Annotated in this window: 12 protein-coding genes; 8 read left to right on the top strand and 4 right to left on the bottom strand. The window is 70.1% G+C overall.

Going from position 1 to position 16,864, the window contains the following annotated elements; genetic code table 11:
* The first annotated feature begins 17 nt into the window (after positions 1 to 17).
* Together wzt and CHAN_RS00620 are read left to right on the top strand one after the other, a co-directional pair.
* The gene (wzt, locus tag CHAN_RS00625) at positions 18 to 812 is read left to right on the top strand and encodes a galactan export ABC transporter ATP-binding subunit Wzt/RfbE (protein WP_048743246.1); all 795 of its coding nucleotides are present in this window, start codon (positions 18 to 20) and stop codon (positions 810 to 812) included.
* Positions 813 to 883: 71 nt separating this feature from the next.
* Entirely contained in the window at positions 884 to 1,948 is a 1,065-nt protein-coding gene (locus CHAN_RS00620) for a glycosyltransferase (RefSeq protein WP_290290828.1), read from the top strand.
* Here CHAN_RS00620 and CHAN_RS00615 read toward each other — a convergent pair.
* From CHAN_RS00615 to CHAN_RS00600, 4 genes are all read right to left on the bottom strand, one after another.
* Positions 1,945 to 3,921 carry a glycosyltransferase gene (locus tag CHAN_RS00615; protein WP_290290827.1) on the bottom strand — a complete coding sequence of 659 codons (1,977 nt, stop codon included), beginning with the start codon at positions 3,919 to 3,921 and terminating at the stop codon, positions 1,945 to 1,947. The genes CHAN_RS00620 and CHAN_RS00615 overlap by 4 nt on opposite strands.
* Before the next feature lie 123 nt (positions 3,922 to 4,044).
* Positions 4,045 to 4,551: a GtrA family protein gene (locus CHAN_RS00610; RefSeq protein WP_353959820.1), complete on the bottom strand. Its 507-nt coding sequence runs from the start codon at positions 4,549 to 4,551 to the stop codon at positions 4,045 to 4,047.
* A gap of 74 nt (positions 4,552 to 4,625) precedes the next feature.
* Entirely contained in the window at positions 4,626 to 5,792 is a 1,167-nt protein-coding gene (locus CHAN_RS00605; protein WP_290290824.1) for a hypothetical protein, read from the bottom strand.
* A 69-nt stretch (positions 5,793 to 5,861) separates the two neighbouring features.
* Positions 5,862 to 6,521 (bottom strand): hypothetical protein, encoded by a 660-nt coding sequence (locus CHAN_RS00600; protein ID WP_290290821.1) that lies wholly within the window; start codon positions 6,519 to 6,521, stop codon positions 5,862 to 5,864.
* Between the two features lie 96 nt (positions 6,522 to 6,617).
* Between CHAN_RS00600 and CHAN_RS00595 the strand changes: the two genes are divergently transcribed.
* From CHAN_RS00595 to CHAN_RS00570, 6 genes are all read left to right on the top strand, one after another.
* Positions 6,618 to 6,845: a hypothetical protein gene (locus tag CHAN_RS00595; protein ID WP_048743239.1), complete on the top strand. Its 228-nt coding sequence runs from the start codon at positions 6,618 to 6,620 to the stop codon at positions 6,843 to 6,845.
* Positions 6,846 to 7,110: 265 nt separating this feature from the next.
* Positions 7,111 to 8,580 carry a decaprenylphosphoryl-beta-D-ribose oxidase gene (dprE1, locus tag CHAN_RS00590; protein ID WP_290290819.1) on the top strand — a complete coding sequence of 490 codons (1,470 nt, stop codon included), beginning with the start codon at positions 7,111 to 7,113 and terminating at the stop codon, positions 8,578 to 8,580.
* A gap of 22 nt (positions 8,581 to 8,602) precedes the next feature.
* Positions 8,603 to 9,364, top strand: coding sequence for a decaprenylphospho-beta-D-erythro-pentofuranosid-2-ulose 2-reductase (gene dprE2 / locus CHAN_RS00585; protein WP_290290817.1), 762 nt, complete (start codon positions 8,603 to 8,605; stop codon positions 9,362 to 9,364).
* Positions 9,365 to 9,549: 185 nt separating this feature from the next.
* Complete coding sequence (locus CHAN_RS00580; protein WP_290290814.1) at positions 9,550 to 11,598, top strand: galactan 5-O-arabinofuranosyltransferase; 2,049 nt, start codon at positions 9,550 to 9,552, stop codon at positions 11,596 to 11,598.
* Positions 11,599 to 12,194: 596 nt separating this feature from the next.
* Entirely contained in the window at positions 12,195 to 15,581 is a 3,387-nt protein-coding gene (locus CHAN_RS00575; protein ID WP_290290812.1) for an arabinosyltransferase domain-containing protein, read from the top strand.
* 204 nt (positions 15,582 to 15,785) lie between these two features.
* Complete coding sequence (locus tag CHAN_RS00570; protein WP_290290809.1) at positions 15,786 to 16,817, top strand: TIGR00730 family Rossman fold protein; 1,032 nt, start codon at positions 15,786 to 15,788, stop codon at positions 16,815 to 16,817.
* Positions 16,818 to 16,864 lie beyond the last annotated feature (47 nt).

Genomic DNA, 16,864 nt, shown 5'->3' with positions numbered 1-16,864 from the left:
ACGAAGGAAGGCACAACATGGTCAGCATCGACACCTACGACGCCTGCGTCGACTTCCCCATCTTCGACGCGAAGTCGCGGTCGATGAAGAAGGCGTTCCTCGGCGCCGCCGGCGGCGCGATCGGCCGCAACGAATCCAACGTGGTCGTCGTCGAGGCCCTGAAGAACATCAACCTGCATCTGCGCGAGGGCGACCGCGTGGGCCTGGTCGGCCACAACGGCGCCGGCAAGTCCACGCTGCTGCGGCTGCTGTCGGGCATCTACGAGCCGACGCGCGGCAGCGCCGACGTGCGCGGCCGCGTCGCCCCGGTCTTCGACCTGGGCGTGGGCATGGACCCGGAGATCTCCGGCATGGAGAACATCATCATCCGCGGCCTGTTCCTGGGGCAGACCCGCCAGCAGATGAAGGACAAGCTCGACGACATCGCCGACTTCACCGAGCTCGGCGACTACCTGCACATGCCGCTGCGCACGTACTCCACCGGCATGCGCGTGCGCCTGGCGCTCGGCGTGGTCACGTCCATCGAGCCGGAGATCCTGCTTCTCGACGAAGGCATCGGCGCCGTCGACTCCGCCTTCATGGCGAAGGCCCGCGACCGCCTCACCGCACTGGTCGAGCGTTCGGGTCTGCTGGTGTTCGCCTCGCACTCCAACGAGTTCCTGGCGCAGCTGTGCGACACGGCCCTGTGGATCGACCACGGCGAAATCCGCCAGGCGGGCCTGGTCGACGAGGTCGTGGAGGCCTACGAGGGCAAGGAGGCCGCCGACGCGGTGCGCCGCATCCGCGACGAGCGGGGCCACCGGCCGCTGTAGGGCGCGGGCCGCGGCCCCATCGCGCGGCCCCTTCGCGCGGCCACGGTGCGCCGGTGTGGGAAGATGTCGCCATGACCGAGGGACCGAATTCCACCACCGCCGTCGTCGTCGTAACGCACAACCGCCTGCGGGAGCTGACCGGTTCCCTGGAGATCCTCGTCGGGCAGACGCGCGCCCCCGAGTGGGTCATCGTCGTGGACAACGGCGATGATGCGCGCGTGCGCACCGTGGTGGAGTCGGTCGACGCGTCGGCCGAGGGCGGCCCGCGGACGATCTACCTGGGGTCGAAGACGAATCTCGGCGGCGCGGGCGGCTTCGCCTACGGCATGTTGCACGCGCTGGCGCTCGGCGCCGACTGGATCTGGTGCGCCGACGACGACGGCCGCCCCGAGGACGTCACCGTGCTGGAGAAGCTGCACGCCTGCGCCGCGCGCCACGACCTCGACGAGGTCTCGCCCGTCGTCTGCGACATCGAGGACCCCGAAAAGCTCGCCTTCCCCCTGCGCCGCGGGCTGACCTGGCGCCGCAACCGCTCCGAGCTGCTTTCCGACGGAGCCAACCCCAACCTGCCCCGCGTGGAGGACGAGGACGGCCGGGTCTGGTTCACCGGCTTCGCCGACCAGGTCGCCGCCACCGGCGTGCCCCTGCCGGAGGACCTGCAGATCGCCGATTCGAACCATGATCTGCTGCCGGGCATCGCCAGCCTGTTCAACGGCGCGCTGTTCTCGGCGAAGTCGCTGGAGCGCTTGGGCGTGCCGGACTACCGCCTGTTCATCCGCGGCGACGAGGTCGAGTTCCACCGCCGGCTCGCGCGGTCCGGCCTGCGCTTCGGCACGTGCCTGACCACCGCGTACCTGCATCCGTCGGGCACCGACGAGTTCCACCCGATCCTCGGCGGCCGCATGCACACGCAGTACCCCGCCGACGATTTCAAGCGCTACTTCACCTACCGCAACCGCGGCTACCTGATGAGTCAGCCGGGCATGCGCAAGCTGCTGCCCCAGGAGTACGCGCGCTTCGCGTGGTTCTTCCTGGTGCAGCGCCGCGACGTCCCCGGCTTCGTGCGCTGGTGGGCGCTGCACCGCCGGGGACGCCGCGAGAACTTCGAGCGTTTCCGCCCGAAGAAGGCCGATTAGGCGCGGAAGAACTTCTCCCAGTTCTCCGCGCCGGTCAGGCGCGGCACGGCGTCGCGCCACTGGTCCCGGATGGAGTCCCACTCGGAGCTCAGGCGGCGCATCATGCCGATGAGCTCGGAGCGCAGCTTCAGTTCGCGGTCGCGGTCGCGGACCAGGCGGCGAACGCCGGTCTGCGATGCGTCGGTGACCCACACCTCGTCGAACGTGGAGATGTGCCACCAGAACGCGTCCTCGAAGGCGACGGCCACGGGGCCGGGCCGCTTCTTGCCCAGCTGGGTGTACGCGACGCGCTTGGCGAACGTCCGGTCCTCGCCGGCGATCTCGCGCGTCGGCGGGCGCACCGGCGACAGCCCGGCGGGCATGTCGGACACCGGGCGCAGCTTCGTTTCCGGGTAGTCGGCGCGGCCGGCGGAGATGCGGGCGAAGTCGCCCTGCGACGCCTCGTCCAGGACGGACGGGCCGCGCAGCATGTCCTTGACCGCCTCCATCTGGGTCCACGCCAGGCCGTAGCGCATGGACACGATGTTCGACAGGATGCGGCGGGAGACGGTGTCGACCATGTCCTTGGCGGTCACCGGGCCGTGCATCGCGGTGGCGATCAGCGCGTTGCGCAGGCCGAAGTACTGGGCGGCGTTTTCCACGTCCTTCCAGTAGAAGTCGGCGTGCCAGACGGCCGAGCCGGGAACGGTGTCGGTGGGGTAGCCGGCGGCCGCGGCGCGGTAGCCGAAGTCGATGTCGTCGTACTGGAAGAACAGGGGCAGCGCGAGGCCGATCTTCTCCACGACCTCCGACGGCACCAGACAGGTCCACCAGGCGTTGTAGTCGACGCCGAGGCGGCGCAGCTGGTGGTTCTCGCGCACGTCGACGTCGGCCTTCGAGTAGAGGTCGTCGTTTTCCCGGACGGTCAGGGCCTTCCAGTCGTAGACCTCGCCGGTGCGGAACAGGTGCGTCGGGTTGTAGAGGAACAGCATCTGCGCGCCCAGCAGCATCGGCTTGGCGGCGCAGCACGCCAGGGCCGACAGGCGCAGGGTGGTCTCCGGCTCGGGGCGGATGTCGTCGTCGGTGAGCAGGATCTGGCAGTCGCCGGCGGCGGTGGCGTCGCGCATGCCGCGCGAGAATCCGCCGGCGCCGCCCAGGTTCGGCTGCTTGACGACGGTGAGGCGCTCACCCAGGATTTCCCGTGCCCGCTGGAATTCGGCCTGGTCCTCCGGGTGCTGGTCGCCCTGGTCCACCACGCGGATGGTGCGGACGCGCTCGAGCGCGGGCAGGTCCTCCGCCAGCGTGGCCACGGTGTTCGCGCAGTCGACGGGGCGGTTGTAGGAGCAGATGACGATGTCCGTCGGCAGATCGCGGCGCACCTGATCGGCGGCGACGGTGTAGCGCAGGTCGGAAACGGATCCGCCCTTCTCACCGGAGTCGACGACGACGTGGATGGCGCCGCCGTCGGCGAAACGGTCCAGCGGAACGGTCAGCTCGACCGTCGCCTCCGGACTGGTGGCGATGTCCGCCGCAGTCGCCCGGCGGTGGGAGGCCTCCAGGCGCAGGTGGCCGCCGATGTCCTCGGTGTAGGCGCGGATGCGGACGTCGCCGGTGGCGCGGCCGCGGATGGTCACCTCGGGCACCGTCGTCCACCGCTGCCACTGCGAGGCGCGGAACCGGCCGAAGTAGGTGTCGGTGGCGACCGTCTGGAACGGGCCGAGCTCGATGCCGGTGCGCGACGGCTTCACGCCGCCGGCCGCGCCGGTGCCGCCCTTGACGGTGAAGTACAGGTCCGAGTCGATCCAGTCGGCCGGGGGCGCGAACAGGACGCGCTGGACGATCATCCCCTCGACGGGGTCGATCACGCCGGGGGCGGCGGCTCCGGTGGTTGCGGCGCCGGCATCGGGCGTCGCGGAAAGGCCGTCCGCGGGCGCCGTGCCCGCGGTGTTTTCGGCGTTGTCGGAGGGGACGTTGGGCTCGTCGGAGGTGTTCACGGGCACCAGGGTAGCGAGCCGACGCGAAAGCGCTTAACGGACGCGCCCGCCGCGTTCACCCGTTCCGGGCGTGCCCGGCGTTCACCTCGGGCGCGGATGACGTGGGCGTCGTCAAGCGGGCTTTTACTTCACCCTGAAGATCACCGTTCGCTGCACGATGAAGTTCACCACCGTGGCCACGCCCTGGGCGACGACGAAGGCGCCGAACTGGGCCAGCTTGACCGTCCACCCCTGCTCGACCAGCCACGGATTGAGCACCGTGAAGATGCCCACCTGGGTCGCATACGTGATCAGGTACAGGACCGCCACGGCAAGGACCTGCTTCGCCGACGACTTTGCCTTGAACGTCCAGCGCACGTTGATCAGGTACGCCGTGATCGTGCCGAACACCCAGCCGATCGACTTGCCCCAGAAGTCGGACGCGCCGACGACGTTGAGCATGATGAAGGTCAAACCGAAATCGACGACCGCCGCGATGACGCCCGAGATGATGAACCGCGTCATCTGGACCATCAGCCCGTGCTCGTCGCGCGGCTTGTCGGACAGCGGCGCCGTCGCGGACTTCTCGGCGCGCACGCCGGGTTCGCTGCGGTGGGTGAAACCGTGGGAGTCGTCGTTGGCCTTGTGCACGGAACGGAAGCCTACGCCACCGGCCCGGCGCGGACGAAGCGCGAACGGACCCGCGCGGGGTCAGCGGCGCGGGGTCAGCGGCGCAGGGCCTCGCGCAGCAGATCGAGCTTCTCCACGACGCCCACCTGCTCCTCGCCGACCACGCCCACCTCTTCGAGCACGGCCCACGTCGCGCCGCACAGGTCCTCGACGTCCTCGCCGGTCAGCGGCGTGCCATCGTCGGCGACCCAACCGAGGACATCCATGACGTGCGACGTGACGTCGTGGCGGATGTCCTCGTCGGTCAGCGCGGCCAGGCAGAGCAGCGTCGCCAGCGCGGCGTCGCGGCCCGCGGCGTCGTCGGGATCTTCGGCGGGCAGGTCGCGCATGCGGTCGCACTCGTCGGCGACGCAGTTGCAGCCGGGGTTGCGCCGCAGGTCGAGGGCCTGCAGCAGCGGCACGAACTCGAAGACGCCGGAACGCTCGATCAGATCCACGACATCGTCGCGGGCATTGGCCAGCGTGTTGCGTATGGACTGCTCCCCCGTCAGCAGCTCGTTGATCGCCGCGATGTCGGGGCCGTCGGCGGCGTCCTCGTCATCGGCGTCCGCTCGCGGCGCCTCGTCGGAGCGCGCGGCCGCCCGCCTCTCCGAATCGGAACGCGCACGTCCGGAGCCCCCGCGGGCGTCTTCACGGGCCGAACCGCCTGAACCGTCCGAACCCACGGCGTCGCCACCGGAACCGCGCCCCTCCGCGGCATGCGCTTGGCGCCCGCCGCGCCACAGGCCGTCGATCGTCCCCGACCCGCCGATGCACAGCGCATTCGGGGTGGCCTCGTCGCGCGCGAACGCCTCTCGCACGTCCAGCCTGTGGTCCCACAACCCCCAATGCCAGGTCAGCGTGTCGCCGACGTCCTGCAGCACGTCGCCGATGACGGTGTCCAACGGCACGTTGACGGTCATGCCGGCGTCGAATCCGGCGCCGCTGACGCCCCGGCCGTTCATCCCCCGCACTCCGGCGCCCTCCCCGAGCCCCGAGGTCCCGTCCAACGTGAACTTCGTCGGCGCGGACTCGCCGGGCCAGCCGAACATGATGCGCAGCGCCTCGGACAGTTCCCGCAGCGTCAGCCGGTCGTTGATTCCGAACTGCCGGTGCACGACCTGCGGTTCCTCCTCCAAAACGGCACCGATGATCAGCGTGGCCGGTTCGGCGGCCACGCGCACGCCGGGGAAGGCGATGACGTTGTCGGTATCCGTCGACATGTCCCCAAGCGTACCGGCGCCCCGGCAACCCCGTCGGGCCGCGAACGCCCGGTCGGCCCCGGTACGCGGCTATTCCGCCACATACTCCAAAGGCAGGGGGCGAGCATCGGCTCCCCACGGTTCGCGCAGGTAGTCGCGCCGACGCCGTTGGGATTCGATCTCGGACCACGTCGCCGTGAGCTCCTCCAGGCCGCGCGCCCACGCCAGCGCCGGCCTCGCCGCGGGCTCACCCACGTGGGCGAATTCGATGGGCTCGACGTCGTCGACCGCCGGGAAACGCGGCGCCACCAGCTTGTCCTTGCCCGGCTTCGCCTTCTCCTCGGCGACGCGGTCCTTCAGTTCCTTCACGTGCGTGCGCAGCGCCTTCGTCGTCGCCGCGAGGTCCACGCGGGGCCCGGGGGTCCGCTTGACGACGTCCGCCTCCTCCCCCACGGCCAGCACCGCCGCCCCGGCGAACAGATTGGCCAGCGTCTCCGCGGCACCGTCGGATTCCGGGTCGACGAGCCACGCCCCCGACAGCCGGTCCCCGGTCAGCTGCGGCGCGAGCTGCACGTGCCACACGGCGATTGCGCCGGAGCCCGAACCGGGCTCCGCACCCGAACCGGACTCTGCACCCGAGCTTGAACCGGAACCCGAACCGGCTCCGGACTCGCCCGGCGCGGCGACGATGGCGATGGTGGTCGGGGCGGCATCCGAAACGGCGGCGTTCTCGGTCGTGGGCTCGCTCATGGGCAACAGGATAACCGCCCGCGCGGATCGCCCACCGGCCCGCGCCCGCCGCGTTCGAACGCCGGCCGATCCGGGGCGCCCGGTACTGTTCGACCCATGTTCGGATTCCTCAGGAAGAAGAAGAAAGACCCCGTCTACATCGCGGCGGAGCACACGAACACCCCGCTGTCGTCGGAGATGACGCGCATGGTCGCCCAGGAGCTGCCGCTGCTCGACAGCGTCAGCCGCACGCGCGTGTACCGGCTCCTCGAGGAGTACGAGGGCCCCACCATCACCTCGCAGGACGAGTTGCCCCAGGAGATCCGCGACCTCATGGACCTCTGAGGCTCCTCCCTTTCGTCCCTTTTTCCCTTTCGTCCCTTTTTGCTTTGCGACGCCCACGTTCCCCGCGGGCGTCGCAAAGCAGACGTGCGATCCACGCGCCACATGGGCGTCGCAAAGCAGACGCGCGGTCCACGCGCCACATGGGCGTCGCAAAGCGAATGTGCCGCCGGCCACCGCCCTGCCGGGGATTCTCAGGTGTTTCTGCGAATGCTCCGGGGGCGCGCCCTCATGTGGACTCATCCCGCCGGGAGTAGCCTGATTCCTGATGTCTGCACACAGCAACGGCACGCCCAGCACCGACGCTTCGACCGGTGCCCCCGGAGCCGTATCCACAGAAGCCAGGACCCTCACCGGCTGGGGCCGCACGGCCCCCTCGACCTCGGAGGTACTGACCACCTCCGACGTGACGGAGATCGCCAACGCGGTGCGCGCCGTCGCAGAGCAGAACGACGGAAAGCCCTCGCACCTCAAGCGCGGCGTCATCCCCCGCGGCATGGGCCGCTCCTACGGCGACCCCGCCCAGAACGCCGGCGGCCTCGTCGTGGACATGCAGGCCCTCAACCACATCCACTCCATCGACCCCGACTCGGCGATCGTCGACGTCGACGGCGGCGTCACCCTCGACCAGCTGATGAAGGCCGCCCTGCCCTACGGCCTGTGGGTCCCCGTGCTGCCCGGCACCCGCCAGGTCACCATCGGCGGCGCCATCGGCCCCGACATCCACGGCAAGAACCACCACTCCGCCGGATCCTTCGGCAACCACGTGGTGTCCATGGAACTGCTCGTCGCCGACGGCCGCATCCTGCACCTCGAGCCCGAAGGCTCCGACGACGACCCGTCCGGCGAACTGTTCTGGGCGACCGTCGGCGGCATGGGCCTGACCGGCATCATCCTCCGCGCGAAGATCCGCATGACCAAGACGGAGACCGCGTACTTCATCGCCGACGGCGACCTCACCGCCGACCTCGACGAGACGGTGGCGTTCCACTCCGACGGCTCGGAGCACAACTACACCTATTCGTCCGCGTGGTTCGACGCGATCTCGCCGGAGCCGAAGCTCGGCCGCGCCGCCATTTCCCGCGGCAGCCTGGCCACCCTCGACCAGCTGCAGGAGCTTTCGCCGAAGCTGGCGAAGGACCCGCTGAAGTTCAACGCCCCCCAGCTGGTGACGGTCCCGGACATCTTCCCGTCCTTCACCATGAACAAGCTGTCCATGATCGCCATCGGCGAGCTGTGGTGGCTGAAGTCCGGCACCTACCGCAACCAGGTCCAGAACCTGACGCAGTTCTACCAGCCGCTCGACCTCATCGGCGAGTGGAACCGCGGCTACGGCAAGCGCGGCTTCCTGCAGTACCAGTTCGTCGTCCCCATGGACGCCGTGGAGCCGTTCAAGGACATCATCCGCGACATCCAGAAGTCCGGGCACTACTCGGCGCTGAACGTGTTCAAGCTGTTCGGCGAGGGCAACCGCGGCCACCTGTCGTACCCCATGCCGGGCTGGAACGTCTGCGTGGACTTCCCCATCAAGCGCGGCCTCGGCCCGTTCCTCGACGAGCTGGACAAGCGCGTCATGGAGTTCGGCGGCCGCCTGTACCTGGCCAAGGAATCCCGCACCTCCGCGGAGAACTTCCACGCCATGTACCCGAAGATGGGCGACTGGCTGCGCATCCGCAACGACATCGACCCCACCGGGGTGTTCGAGTCCGACATGAGCCGCCGCCTCGAGCTGCGCTAGAACCGATTAGGAGCCAACGAACATGATCAACGCCGTGGGTGTCCCCCAGTCCATCCTGGTGCTCGGCGGCACCAGCGAGATCGGCCTCGCCATCACCGCCGCATTCCTGGAGAAGGGCCCCGCCAAGGTCATTCTCGCCGCCCTGGCCGATGACCCGGGCCGCGAGGCCGCCGAGGCGCAGATGCGCGCCGCCGGCGCCACCGACGTCCGCATCATCGACTTCGACGCCACCGATTTCGATTGCCACCCGGACGTCATCGACGAGGCGTTCTCCGACGGCGACGTCGACATCTGCATCGTCGCCTTCGGCCTGCTCGGCGAGGCCGAGGAGCTGTGGCAGAACCAGCGCAAGGCCGTGCAGATCGCGCAGGTCAACTACACCGGCGCCGTGTCGGTGGGCGTGCTGGTCGGCCAGAAGTTCAAGGCGCAGGGCCATGGCCAGTTCATCGCCATGTCGTCCGCCGCGGGCGAGCGCGTCCGCCGCTCCAACTTCGTCTACGGCTCGACGAAGGCCGGCCTGGACGGGTTCTACCTGTGCCTCGGCGAGGCGCTGGAGGAGTACGGCGTGAAGACGCTCGTCATCCGCCCCGGCCAGGTGCGCACCCGCATGTCGGCCGGCGTGAAGGAGGCGCCGCTGACGGTGAACAAGGAGGACGTCGCCGAGCTCGCCGTCCGTTCCGTCGACGCCGGCAAGTCCCTGGTGTGGGCGCCGCCGCCGTTCCAGTGGGTGATGATGATCCTGAAGCACATCCCGCGCCCCATCTTCCGCAAGCTGCCGATCTAGGGGCCGCTCACTTCCCGCCGAACCCACCCCGAGTTGGTCAACCCACCCCTCATTGCAGGCGGGTTGACCAACTCGCGGTGGGTTTGCGCTTCGGTGGGGTCCGGCGGGCCAGAGGGGACATGGGGTGGGCCGTGCCGTCGCAAAGCAACGCGGTCGCGGTCCGGCGCGTATGCGAGACTGTTCGCATGTCAGAAAGCACCTCGGCGCCCACCACGGCGCCCGACGCGGCAACCGAGGCGGCACCCGGCGCGGAAGCCGGGACCCCGACAGCCGGGGCGACCAGGGTCCACCAGGCCGACCCCTTCGCCACCGACCCCGTGGGGGAGGTTTTCGCGGACGACCAGCTGTCGCTGAAGCACGCGGCGCTCGGCATGGCGGCCGCCGTGATCGGCGGCGCGCTCGTCGCGTTCGTCGCATGGTTCCTGCTGAAGCGGGTGTCGCTGCCCGCGTTCGGCGGCTCGATGGTCACCCGCGCGATCTCCTCGGCGGCGACGGTGATCCTGCTGCTCGCCGTGACCGTGCTGCTGTACTTCTGGGCCACCCGCGGCGCCGGCGCCCGGCCGCGGTGGATGGAGCTGCTCACCTACGTGGCCGCCTACCTGTCGCCCGCCGCGCTGGTCGTGTCCACGCTGGCCATCCCGCTGGGCTCGACGCGCCTGTACCTCGACGGCATCAGCGTCGACCAGGAATTCCGCACCGAATACCTCTCGCGCATGACCGCGGAATTCGGGCTGCACGACATGGCCTACATCGACGTGCCGTCCTACTACCCCGCCGGCTGGTTCTTCCTCGGCGGCCGCCTGGCCAACGTGCTGGGCATGCCCGGCTGGGAGGTCTTCCAGCCGTGGGCGCTGATCACCCTCGCCGCCGGCGGTTCGCTGCTGGTGCCGGTGTGGCAGCGGCTGTCCGGCTCGCTGCCCGTCGCCGCGGGCATCGCGCTGCTGACGACGGCCATCGCCATCTCCACCACCGCCGACGAGCCCTACGCCGCCGTCGTCGCCATGGGCCTGCCGCCGCTGGCCGTCATGGCCCGCCGCGCCCTGGCCGGGGCGTGGTCGGCGACCATCGGCGTCATCGTGTTCCTCGGCGTTTCCGCCACCTTCTACACCCTGCACACCGCCGTCGGGGCGCTCATCGTGGTCACCCTGACCATCGCGGTCTGCGCGGCCGAACGATCCTGGCGGCCCGTCGTCAAGCTGATCCTGATGGGCGCGGGCTCCATGCTCATCGCCGCCACCGTCTGGGGCCCCTACGTGTGGGCCACGCTGACCGGCGCGCCGTCCTCCGGCGCGACCGCCATGAACTACCTGCCCGACAACGGCGCGCGCGTGCCGCTGCCGATGTTCGCCGCTTCCGTCATCGGCGTGATGTGCCTGCTGGGCCTGCTGTGGATGATCGTCCGCGTCCTCGAACCCGACACCCGCGCGCTGATCATCGGGCTGTCGGTCATGTACGGGTGGGTCGTCGCGTCGATGATCGCCACGCTGGCCGGGCGGACGCTGCTCGGTTTCCGCCTCGAGGCGCCCATCACGCTCATGCTGGCCACCGCCGGCGTGTTCGCCATCGCGGACATGAAGCTCAACGGCGTCGAGCGGCTGTGGCCGGCCGCCGTCGGCCCGGCCGTCGCGCGGACCGTCAGCGCCACGCTCGCGGCCGTGATCCTGCTCGCCGGCGTCGGCTACGCGCAGTCCATTCCCAACCGGCTGCACGGCCCCATCGACCTGGCGCACACCGACACCGACGGATACGGCGAACGCGCCGACCGTTTCGCCCCCGACGCCGGCGCCCGCTACCCCGAAATCGACGCCGCGCTGCGCGACGCCGGGCTCGAGCCGACGAAATCGGTGGTGCTGACCGACGAACGCAACTTCCAGGCGTTCTTCCCCTGGTACTCCTTCCAGGCGCTCACCAGCCACTACGCCAACCCGCTCGGCGAGTTCGACCGCCGCAATGCCGCCATCGAGGAATGGGCGAAGATCAGCGACCCCGACGAGCTCGTCGCCGCAATGGACTCCGACCCGTGGCGCGGCCCCGACGCGATCATCCTCCGGGGCGATTCGACGGACCCGAAGTCGCCCTACACGCTCGACCTGGCCGACGACATCTACCCCAACAACCCCAACGTCCTCTTCCGCGGCGTGACGTTCGACCCCGCCGCGTTCCGCGGGCATTGGACCACCTCCCAGATCGGGCCGTTCGTGGTGCTGATCCGCAACGACGCGCCGGCGAAGTAGGCGGTCTTGTAAGGGCGCGGTGGGGCCCGCGGATCTGGGGCCGCAGGTCGCGCGGTAAGGACCGCGGTAGGGGCACGGTAACGGCCGGTGCGGCCCACCCACTCGTACACCCACCCCGAATGCGCAGACCCACCCGTTACAGCGGGTGGGTCTGCGCATTCGGGGTGGGTTAGCCAGGCTGGTTGAGGTGGCCGGGCACCATTCAGGGTGGGTTAACCGGGCTGGTTGACGCGGCGGGGCACCATTCGGGGTGGGTTAACCGGGGTGGTTGATGTGGCCGGGCTCGATTCGGAGTGGGTTAGCCGGCGAAGGCGCCGCGGTGCCCGGCCGTGAACGCTCCCGACCGGGCGTCCCCGTGCCACATGACCGCCGATCGACCGAGCGACCCGGCCGCCAATCCATTGCGCCGCACCGCCGATGCCCGGCACCATTTCTCCACCGGTTCGGGTGGGCTAGGCAATCTGCTACCCGATGCGCCGGCACCGTCCGCCCCGCATTCGGCCCAGGTGAATGAACCGATCGGTTCGGGTGGGGCGCGGTGGGGTGCTTCCTTCTCTGATTAGGCAAAAAGCCGCTTTTCCGTAAACTGGGTTCCCGTGTCTGCCGAAACCAGTGAAATCACGAGGGCCCCGGACCCCGACGAACCCGTCGTCACCGTCGACCGGATCGAACGCCCGCCGATGGACGGCCCGAAACCCCAAAAGGGAGTTCGGATCGCCGCCATTGCCGCGGGCATCATCGGTTTTCTGTGCTTCGTCGCCCTGCCGTTCCTGCCGGTCACCCAGACCCAGTCGTCGCTGACCTGGCCCCAGAACGACAGCCTCAGGTCGGTCGACGCGCCCCTGATGGCGCAGGCCCCGATCTCGCTGTCCATGGAAGTCCCGCTGTCGCTTGCCGACGAACTGCCGGAAGGCCGCAACCTGCTGGTCGGGACGCTGCCGCCGGATTCGAAGGACCCGACGGCCGAGGGCCTTCAGGTGCGGCGCGTCAACGGCTCCGTCGACGTCGTCGTCCGCGACCGCCCGGTGCTGACGCTCGACGAGGAGCAGGTCGAGGCCAACCGCGACCGCGTCATCTCCATCCGCTCCAACCACGAACGCACCGAGGCGTTCGTCGAGGGCGCGGTCAACGCTGAGGGCCAGCCACTGCGCGGCATCGTGGAGGAGGACATCCGGCCGCAGACAGTCGGCATCTACACCTCCCTGCGCGCCGACGGCGACGCGGCCGCGGCGGTCTCCGCCGGGCTGAACGTCAACATGGAGATCGACAGCCGCTACACGTCGAAGCCGACGATCATCAAGTACATCGCCATGTGGCTGGGCCTGCTCATGGCCCTGGTGTCGTTGTGGACGCTGTGGCGCATCGACAAGGTCGACGGTTCCTCCCCGACCCCGTGGCTGCGCAAGGACGCCTGGCGCATCAGGCCGCTGGACGCCCTGGTCGGCTTCATCCTGATCGTGTGGCACTTCATCGGCGCGAACACCTCCGATGACGGCTACATCTTCACCATGGCCCGCGTCTCCGACGAGTCGGGGTACATGGCCAACTACTACCGCTGGTTCGGCGTCCCCGAATCGCCGTTCGGCGCCCCGTATTACGACCTGCTGGCCCTGATGGTGAAGTTCTCCACGGCCTCGGTGTGGATGCGCCTGCCGGCCCTGCTGTCGGCGTTCGCCATCTGGTTCGTGCTGTCGCGCCTGATCATCCCGCGCCTGGGCAAGGACATCGCCGGCCGCCGCGTGGCCTACTGGTCCGCCGCCGGCGTTCTGCTGGCGTTCTGGCTGCCGTACAACAACGGCCTGCGCCCCGAGCCGGTCATCGCGCTGGGCACCCTGTTGACGTGGGTGTTCATCGAGCGGGCCATCCTCACCCGCCGCCTGTTCCCGGCGGCCATCGGCGTCGTCATCGCCACGCTGTCGCTGAGCTGCGGCCCGACCGGCCTGATGGCCGTCGCCGCGCTGCTCGGCGGCCTGCCGATGCTGGTGCGCATCGTCGTCGAGCGCAACAAGGCCCTCGGCGGCGGCGCCGCCGCCCCGCTGATGCAGGTCATGCCGTTCCTCGCCGCAGGCACCGCGATCCTCGTGGCCGTCTTCGGCGACCAGACCCTGGCCTCCGTGAAGGAGTCGACCCGCGTCCGCAGCGCCATCGGCCCGTCCATGCCGTGGTACGAGGAGCCGATCCGCTACTACTGGATGATCCTCCAGTCGGTCGACGGTTCCTTCACCCGCCGCTTCGCCGTGGTCGCGGCGATGGTGGCGCTGGCCATCACCGTCGCCGCGCTGCTGCGCCACCGCACCGTGCCGGGAGCCCTGGCCGGTCCGTCGATGCGCCTGGTGTTCATGTTCGTGGGCACCATGTTCTTCCTGACCTTCACGCCCACCAAGTGGACCCACCACTTCGGCGTCTACGCCGGCATCGGCGCGGCGCTGGCCGCGCTGGCGGCGATGGCGATCTCGCACTGGGCCGTCGGCTCCCGCCGCAACCAGGTGCTCTTCGCCGGTGCGGCGATCTTCATGCTCGCGTTCTCGCTGATGGGCATCAACGGCTGGTGGTACGTGTCGGCCTACGGCGTGCCGTGGTTCGACAAGACGGTGCAGCTCAAGGGCATCGAAGCCGGCAACATCGTCATGGTCATCGCCGTGCTCACGCTGGCGGCCGGCGCGGTCCTGCACTTCGTGCAGGAGTTCCGCGGCAAGGACCGCAAGCCGTCGACGATGGCGGCACGCCTGCGCCTGGGCACCGTCGCCGCCTCGCCGTTCGCCGTGGTGTCCTTCCTGGTGGTCATTTTCTCGGTGCTCAGCCTGGGCAAGGGCTTCGTGTCCCAGTACCCGGCGTACTCCGTGGGCCTGGGCAACCTCCGCGCGCTCACCGGCCAGACCTGCAACCTGGCCGAGGACGTCCTGATGGAGACCGACCCGAACAAGGGCTTCCTCAAGCCCGTCGGCGGCGTGTCCCTCGGCGACTCCCTCGACCCGGAGGGCAAGGCCCGCGGTTTCGACCCGAACGGCCTGCCGGCCGAGATGACCGCCGACGCGGTGTGGGTCAACGACGGCCAGTCCAACACCGACCGCTCCGAGAACCCGGATTCCAACTGGATTTCGGGCGGCGAGGGCGCGTCGACGGAGGGCGGTTTCCAGGCCGAGGCCGGCGTCAACCAGTCCCGCGTGACGCTGCCGTTCGACCTGGACCCGAAGCGCGTCCCGGTGCTGGGCTCCTACTCCGAGGAAGTGCAGATCCCGGGCTCGCTGGAGACTTCCTGGTACGAGCTGCCGGAGCGTTCCGAGTCGCACCCGCTGCTGGTGGTTTCCGCCGCGGGCCGCATCTTCCACCACGACATCAACGGCGTGAAGCAGAAGGGCCAGAAGCTGGTGGCCCAGTACGGCCGCTGGGACGGCCAGAACTGGGTGACGCTGCACGAGGCCGAGCCGCTGGACATCGGCCCGTCGCCGACGTGGCGCAACCTGCGCTTCCCGACCGCCGACATCCCGGAGGACGCCACGGCCGTGCGCCTGGTGGTGTCCGACGAGAACCTGGCCAAGGACGAGTGGGTCGCCGTCACCCCGCCGCGTCTGGCGGAGCTGACGCCGATGCCGCAGGTCATCGACAAGTCCGTGCCGACGATCCCGGACTGGGCCGTGGCCTTCCAGTTCCCGTGCCAGCGCCCGTTCGACCACTTCGCGGGCGTGGCGGAGAACCCGAAGTACCGCATCACCCCGGACCGCGACCTGAAGGTCTCGTCGACCGACACGTGGCAGTCGCTGTCCGCGGGCGGCGTCCTGGGCATGTCGGACGCCGTCAACGAGTCGGTGTCGGTGCCCGCGTACCAGAAGGACGACTGGAACCGCGACTGGGGCATCGTCGAGGCGCTCCAGTCCCGCGCGAACCCAGACGGCGTCCGCGCGGTGCCGGCCGTCATCGACCACCGGGAGGTCACGCGCTCCGGCCTGTGGTCCCCGGGGCCGATGATCGCCGAGGAGGACTAGTCCTCCCGGGCGGGGGCTTCGCTTGACGACGCCCACGTCCCCGTGGCCCGGCCGATGAACCCGGGCGCCCCTCTTCGCGGAGGGGCGCCCGGGTTCCGGCGTTTCCGGGCCCGGCCGTTCCGCCTGCTCCAGCCCTCCACGCACCCTCCCTTACACGCCCCCTGCCATTTCGCGCGCCCCGCCCGTTTCGCGGACAATGGTGCGGTGAGCAACTTCGACGACACCGGACATGACGGCCACCCGCCCATCCTCGTGGCGGCGGTGGTGGTCACCGACGATCGTGGCCGGGTGCTGACGGTCCGCAAGAACGGAACCGACCGCTTCATGCTCCCCGGCGGCAAGCCGGAGGAGGTGGCCGGGCCGGATGGGCGCGGGCGTCGTGAAGCACCCGCGGAAACCGTGATCCGGGAGTTCCGCGAGGAGCTCGGCGCGGAGCTCGACCCGGGCAAGCTCGCGGACTGGGGAGTCGTGGCCGATGCCGCGGCGAACGAGCCGGGGCACGTGGTGGTGGGGCATCATCAGCGGTACCTGGGCCCTGCGCCGGAGGTGTCGCCGCGCGCGGAGATCGCCGAAATCCGTTGGGTGGACCCGCATGTGCCCACCGGGCGGCTCGCGCCGATGCTGGCCAACCACACGCTGCCCCGGCTGCGCGACGATGCGCCCGCCCGCGTGATCTCGGCCGTGACGGTCTTCGCGGGGTCGTCGACGGGCAACGATCCGGCGTGGTTGGCCGCCGCCGAGGAGCTGGGGCGGGCGCTTGGCCGCGAGCGCGTGGAGATGGTCTACGGCGGCGCGTCGATCGGGCTGATGGGCGCCGCCGCCGATGCCGTGCTCGCCGAGGGCGGGCAGGTCACGGGCGTGATCCCGACGCTGCTCCGCGACCGCGAAATCGCCGACCGCGGGCTGACGCACCTGGAGACCGTCGAGACGATGGCGCAGCGCAAGGACCGCATGTACGCCCTCGGCGACGCATTCGTGGCGCTGCCCGGCGGCGCCGGCACGCTGGAGGAATTCTTCGAGGTGTGGACGCGCCAGCACATCGGCATCCACCAGCAGCCCGTCGCGCTGGTCGGGCCCGGCGGGTTCTGGCGGCCGCTGGTGTCGCTCATCGAATCGCTTGCCGACGGCGGCCTGATCCACCGCAAGCACCTGGATTCCCTGATCGTCGTGGAGGACCCGGCGGACCTCCTGCCGGCGCTGTGCTCGTGGCGCGCGCCGGGGACGAAGTGGGCGTGAGACGAAAAACCGGGGCGCCGTCGGGGCCCCTTCCCCAGGACCCCGGC

This window comes from Corynebacterium hansenii (assembly GCF_030408795.1).
Classification (GTDB): domain Bacteria; phylum Actinomycetota; class Actinomycetes; order Mycobacteriales; family Mycobacteriaceae; genus Corynebacterium; species Corynebacterium hansenii.
Note: the sequence above shows the minus strand (reverse complement) of the source record. Positions and strands in the feature narration are given on the sequence as shown.